This window comes from Litorilituus sediminis (assembly GCF_004295665.1).
GTDB lineage: Bacteria > Pseudomonadota > Gammaproteobacteria > Enterobacterales > Alteromonadaceae > Colwellia > Colwellia sediminis.
Map to the genome: position 1 here is coordinate 1,038,559 of NZ_CP034759.1, position 24,231 is coordinate 1,062,789.

Genomic DNA, 24,231 nt, shown 5'->3' on the forward strand with positions numbered 1-24,231 from the left:
GATATTACCACCATGTGTAATAAAGCGCACATAAGATTAGGGTTACTCCTAAAGCAGCAAGATTAAACGCAGAGTTTGTCTTAAAACTTACTTCATCTAAATCAACACTATTGTTAGTACATGTAGCTTTAGTTACTAAAGATACAACAACGGTTAATGCTAAGCAGAGTAAAAACACTAAACCAATTCTGTCCATAAACGGTAATTCTGGCCAAAACTCTCTTAAAGCAAAAGAGAATACTGCCGAGCCAATAGCTGCCGCTAAAGCACCTTTAGAAGTCGTTTTCTTCCAAAACATGCCCATTAAGAAAATGACCACAATACCTGGCGTAAATACCCCAGTAAACTCTTGAATGTATTGGAACGCCTGATCGAATTTCCCTAATAAAGGCTCTGCCATAAATAACGCAATAACTAAACTTACTAAGGTGGCTAAACGGCCAATAAACACATAATGCTGCTGCGATTTACCCGGCTTAATTTGGCTATATATATCCATGGTAAAAATAGTAGAAATACTATTCGTCATAGACGCTAAAGAAGAAACTATCGCTGCAACTAACGCAGCAAACACTAAGCCTTTAATACCTGTCGGCATTAACGCCATCATTGACGGGTACGCTTGATCGGCTGCAGATAACTGCGGGTATAAAATAACTGCGGCAATACCCGGAAGTACCACAATAAGCGGCATTAATAGTTTTAAATAGGCAGCAAACGCAATACCCTTTTGTGCTTCTTGAATATTTTTTGCCGCTAAAGCGCGCTGAATAATGTATTGGTTAAAGCCCCAATAGCTAATATTCATTACCCACATACCGCCAACTAAAACAGAGATACCAGGCAAGCTCATATAGTGACTATTTTCCGGTGATAAAATCATATCAAAATGCCCAGGTAACTCTTGCGTTAACACAGAAAAACCTGCCATCACACCTGCACCGTCAGACACTTTATCAAGTGCTAAATAGCTTAACAGTAAGCCGCCAAACACCAGTAACACAACTTGTAAAATATCAGTATAAGCAACCGCTTTTAAGCCGCCATATAAAGAATAGGCAATAGAGAATATTGCCAAGAAAATCATGCCGAACATCCAATCAACGCCAGCAACCGTTTGAATAGCAAGACCACCTAACCATAAAACAGCAGTTAAATTCACAAAAATATAAACCGCTAACCAAAAAATGGCTAAAGTCGTTTTGACTTTATTATCAAAGCGCTGCTCTAAATATTGCGGCATGGTGAATATTTGATTTTTAAGGAAGATAGGTAATAAATACTTACCGACTAATATCAAGGTAATTGCAGCCATCCATTCATAAGAAGCAATCGCCAAACCAATCGCGTAACCTGAGCCAGACATACCAATAATTTGCTCTGCCGAAATATTAGAGGCAATTAATGAGGCACCAATGGCCCACCATGGCAGTGACTTGCTTGCTAAAAAGTAATCCTCAGTATTTCGCTCATGATTTTTTTCATTTCTCGATATCCATAAGGCTAAAATGAGTAAGCCGGATACATAAGCAATGAAGATAGATATATCTACTGTATGTAACATAATGCGTTATCTCTTATCGTTATTATTAAGTTAAGTACGTTATTGTTTTGTTGTGCTAGCAAGCAAATGCTCCTTGTTCAGCACTACATAAATAAATATCTGCCATAAGGCCGGTATGTTGTTGATAGTTTTGTGCAATCACCTGTTTTGCTTTATCAACCATCCCCTTAGGTAAAATGGCTACTACACAGCCACCAAAGCCTCCGCCGGTCATACGCGCGCCGCCACTTTCCCCTAACACGTCTGAGAGTAACTCAACAAGGTAATCAAGCTCTGGCGTTGTCACAGCAAAATCTTCTTTAAGAGAAAGATGAGATTGCGCCATCAAAGCACTTAATGATTTCATATCGTTTTCATTTAACGCCGATAGCGCCAATTGAGTACGCTCATTTTCACTGATCACATGATGCGCTCGCTGATATAATTCAGGATTAATAGCATCTAACGCTGTTTTGGCTGCTGCTAATTCAGCTAAGTTAACATCACGTAAGGCACTTTTATGGCAAAAGGCTGCTACTTGCTCACACTGAGCACGGCGCGTGTTATATTCGCTATCAACCAACTCCCTTTTTACATTGGAGTTTACTATCATAATTGCCATATCATCAGGCAGCTTAGCGTAATCATAAGTTAAGCTACGACAATCAAGCATCATGGCATAAGATTTCTTACCTAATGCTGAGATAAGTTGATCCATAATGCCGCAATTACAGCCAACAAAATTATTTTCTACTTTCTGACCTGTAAGCGCCGCGTCTACACCTGATAGCTCAAACTGATTAAGCTTGGCAAAAGCACTAATTAAAGCAATTTCTAACGAGGCCGAAGAGCTAAGACCCGCCCCTTGTGGTACATCACCGCTAATAAGAATATCTGCACCTTGAATAGCAAAGCCCATGCTCTTTAGTTCAAGTAACACGCCACGAACATAATTGCTCCAAGTAAAGCGCGTATCATATTGAATATCATTAAGATCAAAACAAACACTTTGCTCGTTAATATCAAGAGCAACAACATTTATTAAAGAATCTTGACGCTTACAAGCTAACACATGCGTACCAAAGTTAATGGCTGCCGGTAATACAAAGCCCTGATTATAGTCAGTATGATCACCAATTAAGTTCACCCTACCTGGCGCATAAGCTGAAACCTTGGCCTCTTGATCAAAATACTGCCTAAAGTGAGAATAAAGCGTTTTACTTGCTTGCATGCTTTGTTGCCTCTTTATAATGACGACTAGGTTGTTCTCTTAACCTTTGAGCCGCTTGCTCTGGGGTAATATCTCTTTGCGCCTCAGCTAGCATTTCATAACCCACCATAAATTTCTTCACGCTAGCGCTGCGCAGTAGTGGCGGAAAAAAGTGTGCGTGCAAAGTCCATTCATTATGCTCCTGACCATCAAATGGTGCGCCATGCCACCCCATAGAGTAAGGAAAAGAACATTGGAATAGATTGTCATACTTAGTAGTAAGCTGTTTAATAATCTGCGCTAATGACGTTTTTTGCTTAGCTGTCATTTGCTTAAAGCTACTAATAGCAAATTTAGGCATTAATAGTGTTTCAAAAGGCCAGGCAGCCCAATAAGGCACTACGACAAGCCAATCTTGATTTTCAACTACGATACGCTCTTTTAGTGCCATTTCTTTATCAACATAATCTTGCAACAAGTTGCTCTGATACGTACTTTGATAATCGCTAAAGTGCTGCTGCTTTTTTTCAGCTAAGGTAGGTAGTTGATTTTGCGCCCAAATTTGTCCATGCGGATGAGGGTTTGAACAGCCCATTACCGCACCTTTATTTTCAAATACTTGTACCCACTGATATTTTTCACCAAGTTCTTCAACTTGTGCTTGCCAAGTATCAATGACCTTAACAATGGCAGATTCAGAAAGCTCAGGTAAGGTTTTACCGTGATCGGGTGAAAAACAAATCACCCTGCTTTCACCTTGAGCTGACTGCATTTGAAATAAAGGATCTTGGCTTAGCACCTCAGGTGTATCGGGTTTTAACGCGGCAAAGTCATTTTGAAACACAAAGGTGTGCTGATAATCAGGATTAATATCACCACTGATACGTGTATTACCCGCACATAAATAGCAATCGCCATCATAACTAGGTTTATCGGCTTCATCTATTGATTCAACTTGTCCCTGCCAAGGGCGCAAAGCTCGATGCGGAGAAAGTAACACCCACTCACCGGTTAATGGATTAAAGCGTCGGTGCGGGTGCTCAGCAGGATCAAAGCAAGTTTCATTAGCTATTTTTACCACGTGCAAAATACCTTATTTAAGAAGATCTCTGAGGTAAAAATCTTCTATATCTTATAACATTTTATTAGTGGCATATTTCAACATGAAATCATTCGCCTAAACTTAGCAAAATAAAACCATTCATTCCTAAAAAATAACCTCGAATAGCAATTAGCTTAAATTAGGCCAAGTAACTACTCCTCAGCAAAAACACTGCGCCTGTAATCAAGCGGCGTCATGGTAAATTCTTTATGAAATATATCGTAAAAACGGCTTATAGAACCAAAGCCTGCCTCTAGTGCGATGGTTAACACTGGCTTGTTTGAGTCGAGCAATAGAGCCTGTGCATGTTGCAGCCTAAGCTGATTAATATATTGCTTTATGGAGACACGCATAACACGATTAAATAATTTCATGGCATAGTTTTGGTGTAAACCTGTAGAGCTAGCTACTTGGGCAATAGTAATTTTTTCATCGTAGTGCTCAGCAATATAACTCAGCATAGTTTGAATATGCGGTAAGCCGCTGCTGTAACTTTTATTGCCACGGGTCGTCGCATTCGTCACTAAATCATAGGTACTATATTGCTCTAATGACATGCGTTTTAGCCGACTTTTAATTTCTTCAATTACCTGCCAAGTTAAGTTCAGCTGTTTTTGTTCAATATTTTTTTGCCATACATGCGTTAACGCTTCATCGTGGTGGTATAAGCTGTCTGAAACAATAACCTCGCCTTGCAGCAACTTACTGACAAAGCCATCTGCCAATTTCCAAGTTAAAAATGCCTGCAAAGGCACATAAATATTAACTAACTCCCCTTCACCACGTGTTGCTACCATCTGATGTGGAAATGAAGCCCAAAACACAATCATGCGTCCTTCAGGCACAGAGATCTTTTGACCATTAATCAAATAGTCAGCAGAGCAATTAAATAAATAGTTAATTTCGATGTGACCATGCCAATGACTAGAAGGCATTACTTTTGGCGCTAAACGGCGAAAGCCAAATTGGTGCTCCTGCCCTTGCGATGCCAATGGCCCACTTTCATCTGTAAATGCAATTTTTCCGACCCAGTCAAACATAATTATATCCACACAGAAAAAATGTACATTGTATACAAACATTCAGATTTAGCAACGCTTTCGGCCAAGTAGCTAAAGGACATCTCATTAGCTTATAAAGGTTAACGAAAGTGATAAAAAACTATCTATCAATAGTTTTTTTAGGCGTTTTTTACAACTGAGTAACTTTTGCCTGTTTATATAGGTTTGATATTTACGCAGTAAAACTAGATTTTTAGTAACATATACGGGATTTTATGCATATTTACCCAAATTTAAGCACAGTAAACCGCCGAAGATATTCGCATTAGTTTTTCTAATGCGAATTTATTAATTTTTTTAGTTTGTCAGTTATTAGGCTCAACGCTAAAATGGCTTTGTTTTCTGAGTTAGCGCAATGATTTATCTCCACTCCCATAGAGACATCATTAACTGGAAAGCATAGAATCGATAGTTCCCTATCTTTTCTCTCTGACATGTTTCTTGGAAATTTAACTTCCTTCTATCAACTTGATATTTAAGTTGGCCCGCAAAAAAGATTTTGCGGGCTTTTTTTTGCCTAAATTTTAGTTAATGTTTATACCTGACCTAGTACTTGGGCTGGCTCTACTTTTGTTGCTCGCCATGCTGGATATATTGTCGCAACTAGGCTTAATACCAAGGCCGTTATCACAGTAATATAGACATCTGAAAGCTGTAAAACGCTGGGAAGGTAATTAATAAAGTAAACATCGCCAGATAAAAACTGCACGCCAAAAAATGACTCTATCGCACGCATTATGCTACTTAAGTTATTGGCAAGATAAATACCAAGTAATGCGCCACTTGCACAACCTAATACGCCATTAACCAAGCCTTGAACAATAAACGACATCATTATTGTTATAGGTTTGGCGCCCATTGTTTTTAGTATGGCGATATCACCTTGCTTTTCATTTACCGACATAATCAAGGTCGAAACAATATTAAAGCTTGCCACCGCTATCACTAAGGTTAACACAATAAACATCACCAAACGGACCAGCTGAATATCATTAAATACATGACCTTGCGTGCGCGTCCAATCATTTATATAAACGTAATGATCAAAACTATAAGCGATATCTCGGGCTGTTTTCGGCGCGGCAAAAACATCATCAATACTGATACGAATACCTTGAGCTTGCGCTGCTGAATAAGCTAAAAGCTTTTGCCCTTGCTTAAGTGATATATAAGCTAAGGTCTCATCAATGGTGCCACCAAACTTAAAAATACCAACAACCTTGGCGTATTGCGTTTTAGGCGCTAAAAATGCTTTATTTAAATTATTTTTATTACCTGAAGGTGGTAACAACATTTGTACCTTATCGCCCAATTGCACTTGCAATTTATTAGCTACACCACTGCCTAACACTATGCCAGTTTGATTCTCGCTATTAAGCTGCTGCCAACTTCCCTGCGTTATATATTGATCAATATCAGACACTAAGGTTTCAAGTTTTGGCTCTACTGCTCGTACTTCTACCGCTTTAAGCTGGGCTTTATGCTGTAGCATTCCCCCTAGCTTTATTACAGGAGCCGCGGCGGTTACTTTAGCTTGCTGTTGAATCTTTTTTATCCTGGCAGGCCAATTATCTATTGGCGCTTTGACGCTAATTAGCTCAATATGCGGCACTATCGATAACAGTTTCTTGGTTAACTCACGCTCAAAACCATTCATAGCACTAAGTACAACAATCAGCACCATAACACCTAAAGCAATACCCACTGTAGACGAAGCAGAGATAAATGATGAAAAGCCATTACCATGTCGAGAGCGAACATAACGGCCACCAATAAATAAACTGAGCGGTTTAAACATTTTGCTGTTCACCAGTTAAGTTATTTATTGTTGTATTATGCCGCTCAGTGGCAATTAATTTACCCTTATCTAATTTAACTTGCCTATCTAAGCGTTGTGCTAAAGTTAAATCATGGGTAACAATAACAAAGCTAGTACCAACTTCTTTATTTAACTCTTTGATTAATTGATAAATTTGCTCAGCTGTTTCGCTATCTAGGTTACCGGTTGGCTCATCCGCTAGAATAAGTGATGGCTGGGTAACTAATGCTCTAGCAATAGCAACACGCTGTCTTTCACCACCTGATAACTGCGATGGCCTGTAACTCACCCTGTGTGATAAGCCAACTTTCTCGAGCATAATTTTCGCTGCCTGCATGGCATGTTTTGCCTTATCCCCTCGGATCATTAACGGCATAGCAACGTTTTCTTGCGCGGTAAATTCCATCATTAAATGATGGAATTGGTAAATAAAGCCTATGTGTTTATTTCTAAAGTGCGCCCTTTGTTTCTCATTGAGCTGATGAATATTGGTGCCATTAATAATCACCTCACCTGCACTCGGAATATCTAACGCGCCCGCAAGGTGTAAAAAAGTACTCTTACCGCACCCTGAGCTACCAACAATAGCTAATAGCTCTCCTTGCTCAACAGTTAAGTCAAGCTGGTGTAGAACCTGAGTTTCTATATCACCTTGTTTATATGACTTTGCTAATTGTCGACATTGTAAAACTTGAGTCATTAATTACTGCCTCTATTAAAAGAAAGCTTATTATTCATTGCGTAAAACCTCAGCAGGCTGTGTAGTAGATGCTTGATAAGCTGGATATAAAGTGGCAACAAAACTCATTAACAAAGCCGATACAACTATGGTAACTACATCTGAAATTTCTAATTGCACGGGTAAAACTTGTACGCCAACACCCAGCAAATTAACGCCTAATATACTCAGTAAGCTATTTAGGTTAAGTGTTAATAAAATACCGATAATGCTCCCTAAAAGCACTCCCCATAAACCATTGACCATACCTTGGGTAATAAACACTTTAACAATACCCAGTCGAGTTAAACCAAGGGTTTGCAGTATGCCTATTTCCCCTTGCTTTTCAATTACTACCATCACCAACGCAGACACTATATTAAATGCCGCCACAGCGACAATTAAACTTAGCATTAACCACATCATGTTTTTTTCCATATTTACCGCGGCAAACAAAGCACCTTGGCTTTGACTCCAAGTTTGCCAAGTTATTTGCTTAGTAAGAGCCTTATTGCTCTGAAGTTCACTTAACTGAGTAGAAACTGTTTCGGCATTAAAAGCATCATTTAAATACAGGCGTAGCTTATCAATACCATCGCCTTTTCTGCGTAGTAGTTTTGCCCCATCACGACTGTGGATGTAAATCATGGCATCATCAACTTGTGAGCCAACATTAAAAATACCCGTTATGGTAAATATGCGCTGTACTGGCACTCTGCCCATTGGGGTAAAAACAGTTTTATTAGGCAAAACCACACGTAAATCATCACCTAAATTAACCTGCAATTGGTTCGCAAGTGAGCGCCCTATTACCACGCCATAATCAGATGTTATTAAACTTGAAAGTGAGCCAGCAACCATGTGAGTATTGATAATACCCTCAGCTTCAAGTTCAGGTTTGATGCCTTGTAATAAAACACCTTTTAAACTTGCCGAAGATTGCACTAACACTTCCGCTTCTAAAAATGGGGTAACTCGCTCTACCCCAGAAAGTGACGCAACCCTTGTTTGAATATCAAGCCAAGCATTCTCGCTTTGCTCGCTATCGTATGGTTTAGTTAAGACCACATGCGGGACAATGCCTAAAATACGCTTTTTTAGTTCGCCTTCAAAACCATTCATCACTGAAGACACAGTGATCAAAGCTGCAACACCTAATAAGATGCCAACAGTAGAGAAAAAGGTAATAAATGAAATAAAGCCAGTATGACTTTTGCTACGGCTATAACGTAATCCTATAAATAAACTGATAGGCTGAAACATTGCGAGGAAGGTATCTACTTTATAAAGGCACTGATATTATGATGCTAAGCATATCATAAACTGACACTTTGTTGCGGTTAATTACAGTTAGGGATTCTTTAACTTGCTGTTTTCTGCTATAAATTTGTTAGCAATTATTACCAGCATAAATAAAACGACTATGTCAGAGAAAACGCTTGAACAAAAACTTGAACAATACCATGAGTTTTTTGCTATTGCCGATAACTTTACCATCAACTTGCACGAGTTAACGAATAACAAACCGTTAAGCTATGAAGAGTTTCTTGCCACTATGCCACTGCCCTTTAAAATGGCAAGTGAAGTGACCACCATAGATCAAGCGGCTCTAAGACCTATCCAGTCTCTTTCCAATACAGCAAGCCAATTAGTTGAGTTTTTAAATCATCAATCTGAAAAGATTAACTTATTGATCAGCTACATTCTTAGCCAACAAGATGAGCCAGAGCATCGCTTTCAAGGGCTTGAGTTTGGTGGTGGCGGTGTCATGTTCTCAGCCGAGACTGCTTTCGAGTTAGGACAATTACTGGAAATGAAAATTTTCTTACTTGATGAAAACTGCGCTGTGTATTGTATTGGCGAGGTCATTGATATAAGTCAGAGCCAAGCGCTATTTCATCATAAAGCTATTTTTCACTTTATCCGTGAAGATGATAGAGAAACCCTAGTTAGAACTAGCTTGCACAAGCAATCGAAACAATTGCAGCGCTTAGCACAACAACGTGATAAAGAAAGCAAAGCGCCTTAATTTGTGACGTGCTGTTATTTTTTGGTGTCAAAGTTATCGGCTAGCTCTGTTAAATTAACCGACTCCTGATTTAGCTTATCTATAGTTCTTGATAACGTTTCAGAATCTACCAATGATTGTGCTAAATCAGCAACACGCTGAACATTCTTATTAATTTCCTCACTCACCACACTTTGTTGTTGAGTTGCAGAAGAAACCTGCGTAGTTAAATCTGAAATCGAAAGCATTTGTTCATTGATGTCATCTGAAGATTGATACACTTCAGTGCCAGATTCAGTGCATGCTTTACTGGTTTCAATATTGTCAGCCATTAATTTAGCAACGTCTGCCAACTTATCTGTGACCATTTTTACCGAATCATTAATACCTTCTGATACCGTATGGGTTCTACCACTTAATGATCTCACTTCATCAGCAACCACAGCAAAGCCCCGACCTTGCTCTCCTGCACGAGCAGCTTCAATAGCCGCGTTTAGCGCAAGCAAATTAGTTTGATCAGCAATACCCTGTATTTCCGTCATTTTGTCGTTGATTGAACTGACAATGTCAACTAAATCAATCGAGGCTTGATGAGCACTAGCAACGCTCTCTTGTAAACTGGTCAGCTTATTCACTGACGCTGAGATAAGCACTTTTGATTTATCACATTGTGCTGAAACTTTCTCAACCCCTTGAGCACTTTGACTGACATTATCACTGACATTGGCTATTGTTGTGGTCATCTCATTCATAGAGGTCGCAATTTGCGTAGTTTCATGATTCTGGAAATGTATTTTTTCACGAGTTTCTTCAATGGCATAATTTAAATCGGCGATCACATGCGAGATAACATTAAGAGAATCATTCATGCGACCTAAAATAGTGCGAATTCGCGCTTGATATAAACTCTCTCTAAACTCCAATATTGATTGCGCGCCACCATCGGTATAAACCAGCCGACAAATGCTGGTATATTTTGTTTTTTCCTTATTGCTATAACGAGGCAAAACCACAAGCTCATCATACAAACCAATAAAAACGGCCATTACCGCGACAAGGCCAACAGCAAGCCAAGCTAAACCTCCTAAGCTATATAAACTAAATAACAGAGTAAATACGCCAGCGAGCGCCAAAGATTTTTTTGCCCAAAACGTCTGTTGCTCAGTTAAACTACGCTTGCCCTGATTAATAGCTTGATATACAGCTTCTGCTTTCTGTTTTAATTCATCAGAAGGCTTGACACGTACCGACTGATAACCTGTTAACACGCCATTTTGATACATAGGGGTTACATAGGCATTAACCCAATAATAGCGGCCGTCTTTACAGAGGTTTTTAACGACGCCTTGCCAATGATTACCAGCTTCTAACTCTCGCCATAAATCTTGAAAAGCAGCTTTGGGCATATCGGGGTGGCGAACAATGTTATGGTTTTTCCGCAAAAGCTCTTCTTTGCTATAACCAGCAACTTTACAAAAAACATCATTAGCATAAGTAATGACACCTCGGGTATCTGTAATAGAAACTAATTGCTCCGATTCATCAAAAAAGACTTCTTCATCGATTAATTCTTGTCCTCGTCTTGCCATAAGCCAACCCATTCAATATCAATAAAAAAAGCTGAACCACTCAGTTACTAAGTGTAGTTCAGCTTTTTCTAAATGACGGAAAAATTACAGTATAGCTAGCGCGGATTAAACACAAATACGGTTTAAGGTTTTATCTACCGCTGCTGAGATTGTTTGCTGCTGCTCAGCATGTTCAGTTACTGAAGCCAAGCCTTGGTTTATTTCTCTGCTTAAAGAGACAACTGCCATCATATTATCATTAATGGATGCCGTAGCACTTTGTTGCTCTTGAGTACCTGAAGCGATTTGCGAAGTCAGATTATCAACTTCACCAAATGCTACACCAATTTTTTCAAGCGCATCAACAACCTCACTAGAATAAGACAAACTATCTTGAGTTAACTTTTGTCCTCTTGAGATAGCATCAACCGCATTAGTCGATTTGGCTTGTAAGCCTTCCACCATAGATTGAATTTCTACCGTAGACTCTTGTGTTCTGTGCGCTAATGCCCTAACTTCATCAGCAACTACGGCAAAGCCTCTTCCTTGTTCGCCAGCGCGAGCCGCCTCAATTGCAGCATTCAAAGCTAACAAGTTAGTTTGCTCGGCAATACCACGGATAACATCAAGCACCGAGCCAATACGGGCACTCTCTTCCTGAAGTAAGCTTAACTCATTAGCCATACCATCAACTTCACTCGCAACAGACTCAATGGTAGTTTGGCTGGTATTCGATGACTTAACCCCTTGAGCTAAGGTCTCCAGCACATTACTGGTGGTTTCACTCACTTGACTAGCGCTACTTGATAACGTTGCTGATGTACTAGCAACCTCCTCGATAGAACTTGCCATTTGCTCTACTTGATTTACTGAATCATCAACAGACTTAACCGATTGATTCATTTGCTCAGCTAATAAATGTGAGCCCTGCTTTAATTGCTGAGATTCATCTCGAATTTCCGCAATTACATCAGCTAAACTAACAACAAACTCACTGAGTTCATTGGAAATTTCGGCTAAGTCGTCACCTTTACTATCTTTTAATGGCTCTGATGGTGCTTGCTCTGTACTAACCACCATGTCTAAATAGCTTTTTAATTTAGCAATACGCTGACTTAACTCTTGATTAGCGTAAAAATACAGCGCCAATAGTTGCAACAGCAATAATAAAAGCACTAAACCAAGTACTGAATATTTACTAAAGCTATCTGCCCCCATAAATAGTACTAAAATAAAAATGCCACCAACAATTAAAGGCGGCAATAATAGTTTTGACGCTAATTTAGAAAACATATAACCAAAATCCTATTAGTAAGAACTTGCAAGATTTTGTTAAGATAACTTATATCAGATTAAATTTGCTAGTGTTTTTCAAAAATATATCTGTCACGAGGAAAGAGCAATGTCATTATCACTTATATTTATTATCTTAATTGCCTTAGGCATCATTATTGGTGGAATTTTGCTGTTAAAACAATCTGCGAAAAAATTTAATCTCTCGCCAGAACAACTAAAACGTATTAAAGCGCGCAATGAAGCTTTAGATAAAGAAGCGCGCGAAGAAGAAGAGAAAAAGCAGCCTTAGCTACGATAAAGGGTTTTAATTAAGTGATAACCGAATTTTGTTTTGACTGGACCATGCACTTTTAAAATAGGCTTTTTAAAGACAACATCATCAAATGCCTTAACCATTTGCCCTTTTCTAAATTCACCTAAATCACCACCTTTCTTTTTAGAAGGACACGTTGAGTATTTTCTTGCCAGTTGAGCAAAGTCAGCACCTTTATCTAACTGCTTTTTTAACTCTAGCGCTTGTTTTTCAGTTTTAACTAAAATATGTAATGCACAAGCTGAAGCCATAATAACTCCTAATATTTACGAATAATGACGAATTTGACCATTATACAAAGAATTCTATACTAGCATTACAATTAATTACTTTTACTTACCCTTTCCTTGACATAAAATGTCGCGCAACTTTAACAACAGGCTGTATGTAGGTAAACGATGACGATTAAACATTTATTTGAAAATAATAAAGCGTGGGCAGATAAAATAAATCAAGAAGATCCAAGTTTTTTCAAAAGCTTATCTTTACAACAAAACCCTGAATATCTATGGATTGGTTGTTCTGATTCACGTGTTCCGGCAAATCAATTATTAGGTATGCAGCCAGGTGAAGTGTTCGTGCACCGAAATATTGCTAACCAAGTAATCCATACCGACTTAAACTGCTTATCAGTGATCCAATATGCTGTTGAGGTGCTAAAAGTAAAGCATATTATTGTCTGTGGTCATTATGGTTGTGGCGGCGTTGCCGCAGCTTACCAAAACCAAAGTTTTGGCTTAATTGATAACTGGTTACGCCATATTCAAGATGTTTACCGCTTCCATAAAGAAAAAATGGAGCAAGTCGATGGTGAGCAAGAACGTATTAACTTATTATGCGAGCTCAATGTTATCGAGCAAGTCGCTAACGTATGTAATACCACCATTTTAACCAATGCTTGGGATAATAACCAAGATGTAACCGTACATGGTTTTGTTTATAACTTAACCGATGGTATTTTGAAAAACTTAAATGTTTCTGCCAAAGGCAACACTGAATAAGTGCTCATACACTGCCTTAAAATACTTAATTTAGGGCGGCTAATTAACAAAAAACCAGCAAGGTAACTTGCTGGTTTTTTATTTCTATAGTGAAAACGGGCAATTAAAGCACGCCACGCTCCATTTGGTTTAACTCGATTGATTTAAACAAAGTAGAGAAGTTACCTTCACCAAAACCTTTATCATCGACACGCTGGATCATTTCAATAAAGATTGGGCCAAATAAGTTCTTAGTGAAAATCTGTAATAAATAAGAGTTATCTTTTTGGCTATCTACTAAGATTTGATGCTCTCTAATTTTCTCTTTATCTTCTTTAACCCAAGGTACGCGATCAAAAATCTCATCGTAATACTCTGGCACAATATGCAAGGTATCAATCACTGAGCGATCTAACTTATCTAATGAATCAACTAAGTCATCCGTTAAAAATGCTAAATGCTGAACACCAGGGCCGTTATATTCATCTAAGTACTCATCAATTTGGTTGGTTTTTTCACCTTTACCTTCATTAATAGGAATACAGAATTTGCCACAAGGTGATTGTAATGCGTAAGACACTAGCGCACTTTTCACTCCTTTAATGTCAAAGTAGCGCACTTCAGTAAAGTTAAAAATGCTCTTGTAGAAATCAGCCCACTTTTCCATCGTGCCTTGATAAACATTATTCGTTAAGTGATCTACCGCCAAAAAGCCTTTATCTTCATTAATTACAGGTTCGGCAATTGGCTCAAAGTCAGTTTCGTAAATTAAACCTTTATTTTTTCCTTCAACAGCGAAGTTATCAATAAAGTAAATAAGGCTGTCACCAATACCGAAAATTGCCGGGTATGGTAATTTGTTTTCCACACCTTCTGCTGATTTAGCACCTCGTTTTACTGCTTCATCATGAGCAAACTGTGCATCTTGTACGCGCCAGCCCATAGAGCAAATTGCTGGGCCATGACTTTTAGCAAACTCTTTTGAAAAACCAGCTTGCTCTCTGTTTAGCAAAAAGTGAATATCGTTTTGATTAAAGTAATCTACATCTCTTCCTTTTAGCTTTTTCGTTTTTGAAAAGCCAAAACCATAGAATGCTTTTTCCATAAAATCAGAGTCTGGCGACGCATACTCTGTAAATTCGATACCACATAGGTTTAACGGGTTTTTGCTATCAGACATTATCTCTCTCTTCTTAACCGTAGTTTTTGTAATAAACCTATTATTAAGCCGATTTTTAAGAAGAGAAAGCCCTTGCAGGCTTGACCTTAAAATATGGTTGTAAAAGTAATTGTACGACAAATTAAGCCGAAACGAATATTTGTCTCAGCTAGGCTTTATAGTGGCTGGAGAGCGTGTGTATAGATTTTTTTACAGCACATTATAGTTAACCAGGAATATCAATAATTGCCACTCATTTTTAAATATGATTCATAGGCAAGCTAGCTGTTATCTATAGTCACTGACCATTGCTCTTTGGCTAAAAGGCAAGCTATCACCCAAATGATACGCTGTTAGTACTTGCGAGTTTTGTACTAGGTAAATATCTAACTTATCAATCCAAGATATAGCTAAGGTTAATCGCTTAGCGAAGTGATCGGCTTCTAGGTCCTCGGCTTCTAATTTCTCAGCCTCGTTATTGTTTAACTTTGCTTCAAACCATACTGGCCTTGACCATATGCCATAGTTTAGGTGCTTGGTGGTTGCAAGTTTGCCTTGCTCATTCATAAGCTGCATAGTTTGCTCTACAGACAGCTCTGCTTGCTGCTCTCTAATAACCGTAAAATATGAGCCTATAGCCTGACTTAGTAATTCAGATACATTGACTGACTTCGCCTTAAGGGCAAAAGAAAACAACACCAGTAAAGTACATATCAAAACCATTAAATTTTATTTTATAAAATGAGCAATTTAGCGTACTCTACTCAGCCTAATTAGCCATAACCGACTCTCCTTAATAAGGTAAGCAGGCATTCCAAGCTGTAAGGCTATTGTCATATTTACGCTGTACAATCCTACCTTTTATTTCATTTACATATTAGATATAACCTGGCAACATAAAAGCAACACGTTTAACAGTTGATTAATATTAAATGCACAGGCATAGTGAACTCAGTTGATTTTTCAACCTAAGTCTGAGCATAAAAAAGATGTATTTGCTGGGGAAAATTTTCTATCGCAAACTTTTGCGATAACAAGTTAAATTTTATTTTAAGATATGCATGACAGTTCATTAGCAAATATATTTCAACGACACTTCCATATTCGTTACGCCAATAATCAACACTTAAAAAACCAAGTCTATAAAATTAGACACAAAGTGTATTGCGAAGAATTAGGCTGGGAGCAAGAAAACAAACAATTAATTGAAAAAGATAAGTACGATGATTTTTCACATCATTTTCTAATTTTTCATAAAGCCAGTAACCAAGCTATCGGCTGTGTTCGTTTAGTATCTCCGCAATTTTTAGCCTTAGAACAAACCCTGCCATGCGAGCTATTTTATCCACAAGAAGATATGGCAAAAGCGATTAATCAATCTCATTATTTTTCAAGTAATTATGGTGAAGTTTCTCGATTAGCTATTTTATCTTCTTTTCGCAGAAGAAAGCGTGATATCTGCGCACAAAGCTCATCTAGCCAAATTTTTCGAATCTATGAAAAAGAAGATTTAAGAACCTTCCCACTGATTAGTGTTGGTTTGTATCTATCAGTTATCGCTTGTGCTGACATATTAAAAAATAAAGGGCTATTTATTGTTGCTGCTACGGCATTAAGTAAAAAACTTTCTCGATTAGGTGCACCAATAAAGCCGATATTAAATACTATTGAGCATAGAGGAGAGCGAAGGCTCAACTTTATCTTGGCTGAAAACGTGCAAAAAAGTCTTGTTGGCGGCAGTGCCGATTTATATAGTAAAATAAAGCATGATATTTCAATGCAAATGTCTGATGTTAAACGTGAACTGCTCGAAATTGCCTAGTTCTTCATCTTCTATAAAAGCTAATTACTTAACAATATCTTTGCTCTGCCGATTCTTTTGCCAAGCTATGGCGAGTGGCTCATGCACTTGAATAAAGTCGTTCTTTAGTGACATATACAACACACTGCTATTATTACAGTTTTTAGCCGCATGCTTTTTAACCTCTGCATACTGTTTCGAGATAGCAGGATGTGCTATCAAATAATCTCTAAAAGCACGGTGGCGCGTTAAATTATTATCGCCAGATAAAAATGCATGAATATGATGGCTTCTGTCATTACCGCCTTTTTGAAAATAGCGCCTACCCTCAATACCATTTTCACCCTTAACCTTATAGCCCAGCGCTTCTAAATGGCTATTTCGTTCATCTAACGCGTCTAAACATGAGACTTCGAGCAAAATATCAATGATGGGCTTTGCCGATAATCCTTTAACTGCAGTGCTGCCAATATGTTCAATGCTCAAAGCAAGCTCACCAAGCGCAGTAGTGAGTAGTAATTTTTCTTCATTAAATTTTGTCGGCCAAGCAGCGTCATACGCGACAACATCAATACTTCTTTTCTTCATAACGACTCTCTAATCGAAATCATCTGTATGTCTAACAATAAAATTATCATTAACGGTTTGATGCCAGCAGTAAGCATGCGGCAATGGCGGAAAAGATCAGCCAAGAAAAGTGCTTACCTCGGCCGCCAACCAAAGAAATTACAGCATGCAACAAAAATGTCACAGCAATAATCATAGCTAGGGTTTGCAAATGCAGAGCTTGTTCAGCTAAATAAATTAAAATTGCAGCAAATCCCCACCAGGCAATGGTGGTGAGGTGCCAAGCAAATCTCAACGTATTTTGGGTAAAAGCTTCGCCACCGAATAACTTAGGCAAGTTACCCCGTCGAAAAAGCCTAATTAAGATATAGCGCTCACCTAAATACGAATGAGCTACGCCAATAAATATCAATAATACCGCTGCAACATAATATAACATAGCCCTTCTCACTTCCTCTGTGTCTAATTGTTAAGGTTATCTTGAGTAAAAAAAATAAAGTAACTTCTCAGCCTAGCTACAACAGCAAAACTTACTTTCAACTCAGTTAACGTTAAATCTTATATTCATAAAAACAAGCTTTAGTATCGCTACTTTTTAGCGCTTGAAAACCTAATTTTTTTAGTAATTTTATCGAGACTAAATTTGATGGCTCTACGCCAGCAATCAGCTTTGTCCATAACTCACTGCTTGAGACTGTATGAATAAACGCCTCTAATAACTCTGTTGCTAACCCTTTGCCCCAGCTATCTTCTGCCAATAAATAACCAATATGAACAGAGCTGTCACCTTCAGCATCTTCAACAGAAGCAAACAAAAAGCCAATCAATTCACCCTCTCGCGTATTAATTAACAGCAATCTACTCTCTAAGAGCATGTGCTCAAGCCACACTTTCGCCTGTTCAATAGAGTCAACGCCATGAAAATAAGCAGGCAGACTTGCAACCACTGACGGCGTCAAAATCGTCGGTATTTTCTCAAACAAGGAGTAGAAGAAGTCCGCAAAACATCATCATTTAGCTCAAATACCTTTAATCTTGCTGTTTCAAATGATAAAGCCATGTTAGTGCTCTGGTGAGAAAATTAATAATATACGCCACCAACTGATAATTGCATAATTTAACTGCGAGTAAACCTGATTATCCAGCCTGAGCAAAATGGCGCTGCTGTAGCTTCTGCAGCCCTTTCCCCATAAAAACAATAATAATAGCACCAAGCAGCACTGGCGTTAGTAAAAACAACCAGTCTTGCCCTGACATCATAATCAGTATGGGGTTTGCACCAGCGGGAGGATGGGTTGTATTTGACATTAGCATACAGCTAACACCTAAGCCTGTCGCTAGCGCGATAGACATAGCATTCACACCAACATATTGATAAAAAATTATACCGATAGCGGCCGTCATCAAATGACCCAAAATAACATTCTTAGGCTGAGCTAGCGGGCTGTTAGGTACGCCAAACACCAATACCGCTGTTGCGCCAAAGGGCGCCATAATTAACACAGTATTTTCAACACTTGCCTCTAACATGAGCAGCAAGCCAATAGTTAATGATGCCCCAACACCTGCTATTGTTGCGAATAAGTAACGATTCATATCACCTCAAAAAAGTAGAACGATTTGTCCACTCGAGATTGTAGACAAGTCGTTCTACTTTTGTCAATATAGCATTAAAAGGTTTCGGGACATTATGATGAGTAAAAAACGTGATTTATTACTAAACACCGCACTTAAGTTATTTTACCAGCATGGAATTAACTCAATTGGCGTTAATGAGGTTATCAAAGTATCTGGTGTTGCTAAAAAAACCTTATATAGCCACTTTAGCGGGAAAGAAGCGTTAATCATGGCTGCATTAGAGCAAAGGCATGATACTTTTATAACATGGCTTGAAAACAAACTTGCAAAGAGCAGCAATGATGATGAGTTGATACAAGCACTCTTCGGGGCACTACAAAACTGGTTTGAAGGTAATGAAACGGTATTAGGTGACTTTAGAGGATGCTTCTTTATTAATAGCTCAGCAGAATTTAGCGATCCGCAAAGCGATGTTTTTCGTTACTGTAGTTATCATAAAGCGCAAGTACAACAACTGATAAAAAGTAAATTAAGCCAAGACTCACCCGAGCTACTCAATGCCATTTGCTTATTAAAAGAAGGCGCGATCACCACGGCTTATATGACAGGAAAAAGTGCTGACGTGATTCAAACCTGTGTCGATATTTTACAGCAATTAGCCCATAAGCCGAGTAACCGCTCAGCTAGTACAGCTTAGTAATACCCGAGTATAAAAAAGCGGACACGCCCCAAGCATACAAACAAGATGATTAAAGCACTATAGCTATTGAATAAAATGCAATACTTTAGCTTTAGCGCTTTTCCTCCATTAGCCCAACTATATTGCCATCAGGATCTTTCAAAAAGCCTATCCACAATTCATGATCAGGCATCTGAGCGGCTAACTGAGGCTCTCTTTCGACATTTGCTCCTAAGTGCACCGCTTGCTCAAAGAAGCTTTCCAGCTCTGTAACCGAGAAGTAGCTGATTGAATTTTTACCAACTTCACCAGCCCTTTGAGGACAAGTTAACATAATCCGGGTTTCCCCACATTGTAAGAAAGCAAGTTCATGCGAAGGAGAAAATAAAAAACTCAACCCAAGGATATCTCGATAAAACTTGAGTGCTTCAGCCACATCACTGACGGTAATCGCAAGCTGACCAATTTTAGATATGTTACTCATAATGTATTCTCAGAAATATCAACGAAGTGTTCAATGACCGCTATGTACTTAACCAAGTAAACTATAGCGTAATAACGAGACTATTGATGTAAATTCAACCCCATTATCTAGCACTAGATTAAAAAAGTTAGAGCACAAAATTAGTGGCGAAAATACACCAGTTCATAAACTAATTAGTAGCGCTCTCCCCCTATACCTTAAGAATTAATTTCATCAAACATCTTGTTGTGCCATAACAGGTATTGAGCAAACTTCGCTTCAGTTTTAAGTGACATTTTGTGAGTCGATAACTCAGTCCTAGGCTCTATTCCTAACATTTTTAAAACAGCAGTATCGAGTGTAGGTGCTACCTCTATAACAAAGTCTGATCTCACTTTGCGAACCGTTATTAAATGTCTGTCAAATAGCTTATCAATATGAGCACACAGCATAATTCCATTAGCGCCATCTAGACGTTCGCTATCATTTTCGCATTCTGCCCAAGGCTTAATATGAGACGCAATTAACATTTCTTTTATGTCAACACCTGTTAATGCACACCTTTCACCAAGCCCCCACTCTTTAATGGTATTCAATCTAAATTTACCTTGCCCTATTCGAGATTTAACCATTGATATTTTATCTGTTTTACTTAACTCACTAGCAAAAATATCAGAAATATCATCCGTTTCTACGTCACTAGGCTCGCGGATTAACGCATTATTATAAAAAACAACGGTATGGCCACCGGCCCTTTCTCTATGCTTGCAAGCTTGGTTATTAGACTCTTTAATCAATTCACTTACATCAAATGGGCAAGGTATTTCTTGCATGTCTTTAATATAAATTAAATTTTTACAAAAAGGAGCTGATTGAGTTCCATATATTTCTTTTTCAGAAGGCTGTAGTAACGCTATATTTTGATTTAATTGATTTAGTTCCTCTGCCATAAGCTCTTGCTTATCCCGCCAACCAACGACTTTACATTCATAGCTGACACTATTTAGATTATCTGTCGTTGTTAACAGCATTCGAGTAGGATTTAACTCTGAAAAGTCACCTTCCTGTAAGTACCTAATATTAGTACTGGTATGAGGCTGTAAATAAAATGTTTTATTGGGGTATTTGGCTTGTGATTGCAATATCTCTTCAATAACGTTTTTAAATACCCCATTGAGTAATAGCGCTCTCTCCCGCGTGGGAACGAAGATCCCTCCATTGCTCTGAAAGGTTTTACTTGAAATACTTTTTCCTAAACTTCTCGCTTGAAGTTCTAGTTTATCTTTTAATGTCGCGTACTGCTCTGAGTCTGGAGCAACTTCATCAAACCACTTTGCCATGTGTTTTCTTGCTTCTGTACCATTGCCATCTCCTTTTACGCCTCCCGTATAATTTTCAATAGAGGCTCCCTTATATCCAATAAACTTATTTGGCGCAAAAACATCCAGCGAGGGAAAATAATACCAATATGAAAAACTCGAAAAGTTTTTTAACACGTCAGAATCATCTGAAGCACGAATTTGCATAAATGCTTTTACATTACTTTCCAATTCTTCAAAAGACTCTACTAGTTCCATTTCATTCTCTTTCAATAATTACAAATGTTAATCTAACTCACGTATAGATGGATGCACTTCAGGTGTATAACCACCAGTAAGAGCATCTACAAATGACTGAGGCGTTAAAATAGTCACAAGTTCATTTTTAATATCTGACTTTTCTTTATAGCCCTCAAAAGACCAAAGATACTTAGCCCCTTGCCATATCAAATAAAAACTCTGCTCTATCTCTATAAAGGTACCATTGGGTAAGTTGAGCATATTATCTTGATATGTCACTTTATTACCTCGGTAATATCGCTCTTTTTGATTAATTTTATTAATTTCAGCCATAGTACTTAAAGCACTATTTTTATCGTTATAAGCCTCTAACCATCTAAGCTTAAAATCAGCAAATTTACTCTTTAAGCAATCATTACAGGGTCGATGCCCTGCCGCCAAAGCCGTTGCCTCATCTAGAAAAAATAACTCTGTATATTTTCCCTTAGCCATTAGCTCTCGTTTAATGCCTTTATGGTTTAATGCACAAATAACCCAACCTGTCGTTCCACCAGCTTTTTTTACAATCTGCTTTTGCTCATTATGCAAACAACCTTTATTACCCATAAACATGCCTCGGCTCGACACCGCATGTAGTTCACCTTTAGGATCTACCCTATTCTGCAATGGCATTTTTATCACTCCCAAAGTAAATAGAACCTTCATCATATACTGATAAAAGTTCCGTATATAAATCTAAAACCCTTACTTCCACCGCTTTAACAAAGTTTTTACGTTGCTCATCGCTCCAGTCTTGGTTTTTCTTAACGGTTTGACTAAATAACGCATCACTATTTAATAAAATGGAATCACGTAAAACTTGTGCTTTTGCCTCCTGCAAAGAACTCATCCACTCATCATAAGTCGCTGACTTTTTTGCTCTGTTATCGCTAAACTTTAATAGTTGATAATTGCCAATACTATTTCCTATTTCCCAATGACCGTCATAGGTAAAGTGGTTAATTTTAAATCCCCTAGCAACATTGCTCGTTCCAGCCCAAAGATGCTGAGGAATGATATGGTCAAAATCATATAAAGTAATATCAGTTAATACCTTAAGGCCAATGTCATTTTCTAACTTATGTATATAGGCTCTTTGCAGCCATAACAATAGGTTTTTATTCTTCCAAAATAGCTTGCCTATCAAAAAGTTATCATCTATATCTAACTTATATTTCGTATTGATAATATTATTTGATGCAATTAAGCCTGAATTACTAACAGTCAAGTCTCTAAAATTTGAGAGACTAATTAGCTTGGCAAAAGCGGCATTATTTTTTCTGGAAGTGTTATGAATTAAAGCAATGAACTCATGTTCAAAGTCAAAGTCCACCGCTTCACGTTTGCTGATAGCCCTTTGAATACTTTCAATCATTTTATGGACGATTTTAGCGGTATCTTCCGAACTAGGTGTAATTAACAGCCAATATAAGGTTATACGAACAAGTGCTTCAGATACCGCTTTGTTATCTTTAGCCCTTAACACTCCTGAATAAGATAAAATGACAAACATTTGCCACAGCTTTTTTGGAACTTTCTGTAATAACGGCTTTGGCAAACCGTTGGGGTGAAGCTCATCATTAAACTTCAAACAGTGAATTATGTTAACTAAGCAATTTTCTAACTTTGAAGAGTTAAACAAACACTGAATTATGTCCTTATTGGCCTCTATACTTTTATATAAAGTCTTTTTTGTGCTTTTTGCATGATCTTTAATATCAGTCATATTCGTTTCTGATGGATTGCAGCTATTCCTGACAAAAGCTTCAAAACATGAAGTTCTGATCAGTAAATCAACACAATCTAAAGACGAAAACAATAAAGATATATCATGGTGCTTTAGCAAAGAGTGTATATAGTCTTTCGCTCCAGCTAACCGTTGTTTTATAAGGGAGTATGCAAAATCTAAATCAGATAAATTGGTGCCGCCTGTGCCAACTCTTTTAAACAACACCTCTATATCAATATCTTTTGTATTGTCTGCTTTTTTGTATGAATGGTTTTCAACTTCAATAGCATAAAAATATCGTTTTTCAATTAACTGAACCAGAGCATCAGCCAACTCTTGCAGAAAAGCTTCATTCAACTCTTCATAATTACTTATGCATTCAAAAATATTCCTAATTGATTCAACAGGCGAACAAGCCGTATTGTTTTGAACGGCATAAATCAACTCATCAAGCGCAACATATTTAATTTTAGGGCTATATGGTTGCGTATCTTCTAAAGACACACGAATATCTTGTCCTAACGCTTTTGCCTCAATTAACTCAAGTACCTCTTCTAACGATTTATCTTCAGAGTAGTCATGTTTAGGCAAGTACTTATGACAAAGCGATGCTTTAAAAGCTTTGGAACGTTGACTCACTGATAGTTTTTTAAATTTACTATCAAAACCAAATGGATGCTTATCCGTAGTAACTTTTATATCAAATTTAAATTCAGGGTTGGATGTGTTATATCGACAAGCAAGCCAAACTCTAAAACCATTTTCAGCTTTAAATTCAACTCCACCAGCAATACTTCTGCCCCGTTGCTGACCATCAATCAATTCAACATTTTGACTACCTCGCGCTATCGGGCGAACCATAAAGCTACCAATTGGGAAACCCCGTAATAACGAGTCCCATAAACCGGCTATTTGCTCTGGTTTCCAAACAAAACCTCGCTGAATAATGGGGATAGATATCTCTTTACCTAGCTTGTCACACCATTCATTCAATCTATAAGTTCTAAAACCTTTTTCTGACATTACACATACCTATCAA

At 38.0% G+C, this 24,231-nt stretch carries 25 protein-coding genes; 5 read left to right on the top strand and 20 right to left on the bottom strand.

Features of this window, described 5'->3' with window-relative positions; translation table 11 throughout:
• Window positions 1–4: 4 nt before the first annotated feature.
• From EMK97_RS04670 to EMK97_RS04700, 7 genes are all read right to left on the bottom strand, one after another.
• Complete coding sequence (locus tag EMK97_RS04670) at window positions 5–1,564, bottom strand: sodium/sugar symporter (protein ID WP_130599879.1); 1,560 nt, start codon at window positions 1,562–1,564, stop codon at window positions 5–7.
• A 55-nt stretch (window positions 1,565–1,619) separates the two neighbouring features.
• Window positions 1,620–2,774: a galactokinase gene (galK, locus tag EMK97_RS04675; RefSeq protein WP_130599881.1), complete on the bottom strand. Its 1,155-nt coding sequence runs from the start codon at window positions 2,772–2,774 to the stop codon at window positions 1,620–1,622.
• Complete coding sequence (locus EMK97_RS04680; protein WP_211342269.1) at window positions 2,761–3,834, bottom strand: UDP-glucose--hexose-1-phosphate uridylyltransferase; 1,074 nt, start codon at window positions 3,832–3,834, stop codon at window positions 2,761–2,763. The genes galK and EMK97_RS04680 overlap by 14 nt, the downstream gene beginning before the upstream one ends.
• A gap of 173 nt (window positions 3,835–4,007) precedes the next feature.
• Window positions 4,008–4,895, bottom strand: a complete 888-nt coding sequence (locus tag EMK97_RS04685) for a helix-turn-helix domain-containing protein (RefSeq protein WP_130599885.1) — start codon at window positions 4,893–4,895, stop codon at window positions 4,008–4,010.
• Window positions 4,896–5,451: 556 nt separating this feature from the next.
• Complete coding sequence (lolE, locus tag EMK97_RS04690) at window positions 5,452–6,714, bottom strand: lipoprotein-releasing ABC transporter permease subunit LolE (RefSeq protein WP_130599887.1); 1,263 nt, start codon at window positions 6,712–6,714, stop codon at window positions 5,452–5,454.
• Window positions 6,707–7,435: a lipoprotein-releasing ABC transporter ATP-binding protein LolD gene (lolD, locus tag EMK97_RS04695; RefSeq protein ID WP_130599889.1), complete on the bottom strand. Its 729-nt coding sequence runs from the start codon at window positions 7,433–7,435 to the stop codon at window positions 6,707–6,709. Before lolD ends, lolE begins: the two co-directional genes overlap by 8 nt.
• Before the next feature lie 30 nt (window positions 7,436–7,465).
• Entirely contained in the window at window positions 7,466–8,716 is a 1,251-nt protein-coding gene (locus EMK97_RS04700; RefSeq protein ID WP_130599891.1) for a lipoprotein-releasing ABC transporter permease subunit, read from the bottom strand.
• 160 nt (window positions 8,717–8,876) lie between these two features.
• Here EMK97_RS04700 and EMK97_RS04705 point away from each other — a divergent pair, with 160 nt between their 5' ends.
• Window positions 8,877–9,482 carry a PilZ domain-containing protein gene (locus EMK97_RS04705; RefSeq protein WP_130599894.1) on the top strand — a complete coding sequence of 202 codons (606 nt, stop codon included), beginning with the start codon at window positions 8,877–8,879 and terminating at the stop codon, window positions 9,480–9,482.
• Window positions 9,483–9,496: 14 nt separating this feature from the next.
• Here EMK97_RS04705 and EMK97_RS04710 read toward each other — a convergent pair whose 3' ends face one another.
• Window positions 9,497–11,050 carry a methyl-accepting chemotaxis protein gene (locus tag EMK97_RS04710; RefSeq protein WP_170176722.1) on the bottom strand — a complete coding sequence of 518 codons (1,554 nt, stop codon included), beginning with the start codon at window positions 11,048–11,050 and terminating at the stop codon, window positions 9,497–9,499.
• Window positions 11,051–11,155: 105 nt separating this feature from the next.
• On the bottom strand, window positions 11,156–12,322 hold the full coding sequence (locus tag EMK97_RS04715; RefSeq protein ID WP_130599898.1) for a methyl-accepting chemotaxis protein: 1,167 nt from the start codon (window positions 12,320–12,322) through the stop codon (window positions 11,156–11,158).
• Window positions 12,323–12,431: 109 nt separating this feature from the next.
• Between EMK97_RS04715 and EMK97_RS04720 the strand changes: the two genes are divergently transcribed.
• On the top strand, window positions 12,432–12,614 hold the full coding sequence (locus EMK97_RS04720; protein WP_130599900.1) for a DUF2897 family protein: 183 nt from the start codon (window positions 12,432–12,434) through the stop codon (window positions 12,612–12,614).
• Here EMK97_RS04720 and ppiC read toward each other — a convergent pair.
• Window positions 12,611–12,889, bottom strand: coding sequence for a peptidylprolyl isomerase PpiC (ppiC, locus tag EMK97_RS04725; RefSeq protein ID WP_130599902.1), 279 nt, complete (start codon window positions 12,887–12,889; stop codon window positions 12,611–12,613). The two genes, EMK97_RS04720 and ppiC, sit on opposite strands and share 4 nt — an antisense overlap.
• 147 nt (window positions 12,890–13,036) lie before the next feature.
• Here ppiC and can point away from each other — a divergent pair, with 147 nt between their 5' ends.
• On the top strand, window positions 13,037–13,639 hold the full coding sequence (gene can, locus EMK97_RS04730; protein ID WP_130599904.1) for a carbonate dehydratase: 603 nt from the start codon (window positions 13,037–13,039) through the stop codon (window positions 13,637–13,639).
• Window positions 13,640–13,742: 103 nt separating this feature from the next.
• Here can and hppD read toward each other — a convergent pair whose 3' ends face one another.
• A complete protein-coding gene (gene hppD / locus EMK97_RS04735) occupies window positions 13,743–14,798 on the bottom strand; it encodes a 4-hydroxyphenylpyruvate dioxygenase (RefSeq protein ID WP_130599906.1) in 1,056 nt (351 codons plus the stop codon).
• A 267-nt stretch (window positions 14,799–15,065) separates the two neighbouring features.
• A complete protein-coding gene (locus tag EMK97_RS04740; protein WP_130599908.1) occupies window positions 15,066–15,500 on the bottom strand; it encodes a 7TMR-DISMED2 domain-containing protein in 435 nt (144 codons plus the stop codon).
• Between the two features lie 334 nt (window positions 15,501–15,834).
• On the opposite strand from EMK97_RS04740, the gene EMK97_RS04745 reads away from it, so the two are divergent.
• Entirely contained in the window at window positions 15,835–16,599 is a 765-nt protein-coding gene (locus tag EMK97_RS04745; RefSeq protein WP_130599910.1) for a PEP-CTERM/exosortase system-associated acyltransferase, read from the top strand.
• Between the two features lie 24 nt (window positions 16,600–16,623).
• Here the strand turns inward: EMK97_RS04745 and EMK97_RS04750 are convergent, their stop codons facing one another.
• The 4 genes from EMK97_RS04750 to EMK97_RS04765 form a co-directional block, all read right to left on the bottom strand.
• Window positions 16,624–17,166, bottom strand: a complete 543-nt coding sequence (locus EMK97_RS04750) for a GrpB family protein (RefSeq protein WP_130599912.1) — start codon at window positions 17,164–17,166, stop codon at window positions 16,624–16,626.
• A gap of 49 nt (window positions 17,167–17,215) precedes the next feature.
• Window positions 17,216–17,584, bottom strand: a complete 369-nt coding sequence (locus tag EMK97_RS04755) for a hypothetical protein (protein ID WP_130599914.1) — start codon at window positions 17,582–17,584, stop codon at window positions 17,216–17,218.
• Between the two features lie 112 nt (window positions 17,585–17,696).
• Complete coding sequence (locus EMK97_RS04760) at window positions 17,697–18,128, bottom strand: GNAT family N-acetyltransferase (protein WP_211342270.1); 432 nt, start codon at window positions 18,126–18,128, stop codon at window positions 17,697–17,699.
• A gap of 154 nt (window positions 18,129–18,282) precedes the next feature.
• Window positions 18,283–18,741, bottom strand: coding sequence for an HPP family protein (locus EMK97_RS04765; RefSeq protein ID WP_130599916.1), 459 nt, complete (start codon window positions 18,739–18,741; stop codon window positions 18,283–18,285).
• A 94-nt stretch (window positions 18,742–18,835) separates the two neighbouring features.
• On the opposite strand from EMK97_RS04765, the gene EMK97_RS04770 reads away from it, so the two are divergent.
• Window positions 18,836–19,420 (top strand): TetR/AcrR family transcriptional regulator, encoded by a 585-nt coding sequence (locus tag EMK97_RS04770; protein ID WP_246028884.1) that lies wholly within the window; start codon window positions 18,836–18,838, stop codon window positions 19,418–19,420.
• Window positions 19,421–19,514: 94 nt separating this feature from the next.
• Here the strand turns inward: EMK97_RS04770 and EMK97_RS04775 are convergent, their stop codons facing one another.
• From EMK97_RS04775 to EMK97_RS04790, 4 genes are all read right to left on the bottom strand, one after another.
• Entirely contained in the window at window positions 19,515–19,886 is a 372-nt protein-coding gene (locus tag EMK97_RS04775; protein ID WP_246028885.1) for a VOC family protein, read from the bottom strand.
• 197 nt (window positions 19,887–20,083) lie between these two features.
• Window positions 20,084–21,442 carry an HNH endonuclease gene (locus tag EMK97_RS19120; RefSeq protein WP_211342271.1) on the bottom strand — a complete coding sequence of 453 codons (1,359 nt, stop codon included), beginning with the start codon at window positions 21,440–21,442 and terminating at the stop codon, window positions 20,084–20,086.
• Between the two features lie 27 nt (window positions 21,443–21,469).
• On the bottom strand, window positions 21,470–22,096 hold the full coding sequence (locus tag EMK97_RS04785; RefSeq protein ID WP_130599920.1) for a hypothetical protein: 627 nt from the start codon (window positions 22,094–22,096) through the stop codon (window positions 21,470–21,472).
• On the bottom strand, window positions 22,080–24,215 hold the full coding sequence (locus tag EMK97_RS04790) for a DUF262 domain-containing protein (protein ID WP_130599922.1): 2,136 nt from the start codon (window positions 24,213–24,215) through the stop codon (window positions 22,080–22,082). The genes EMK97_RS04785 and EMK97_RS04790 overlap by 17 nt, the downstream gene beginning before the upstream one ends.
• Window positions 24,216–24,231 lie beyond the last annotated feature (16 nt).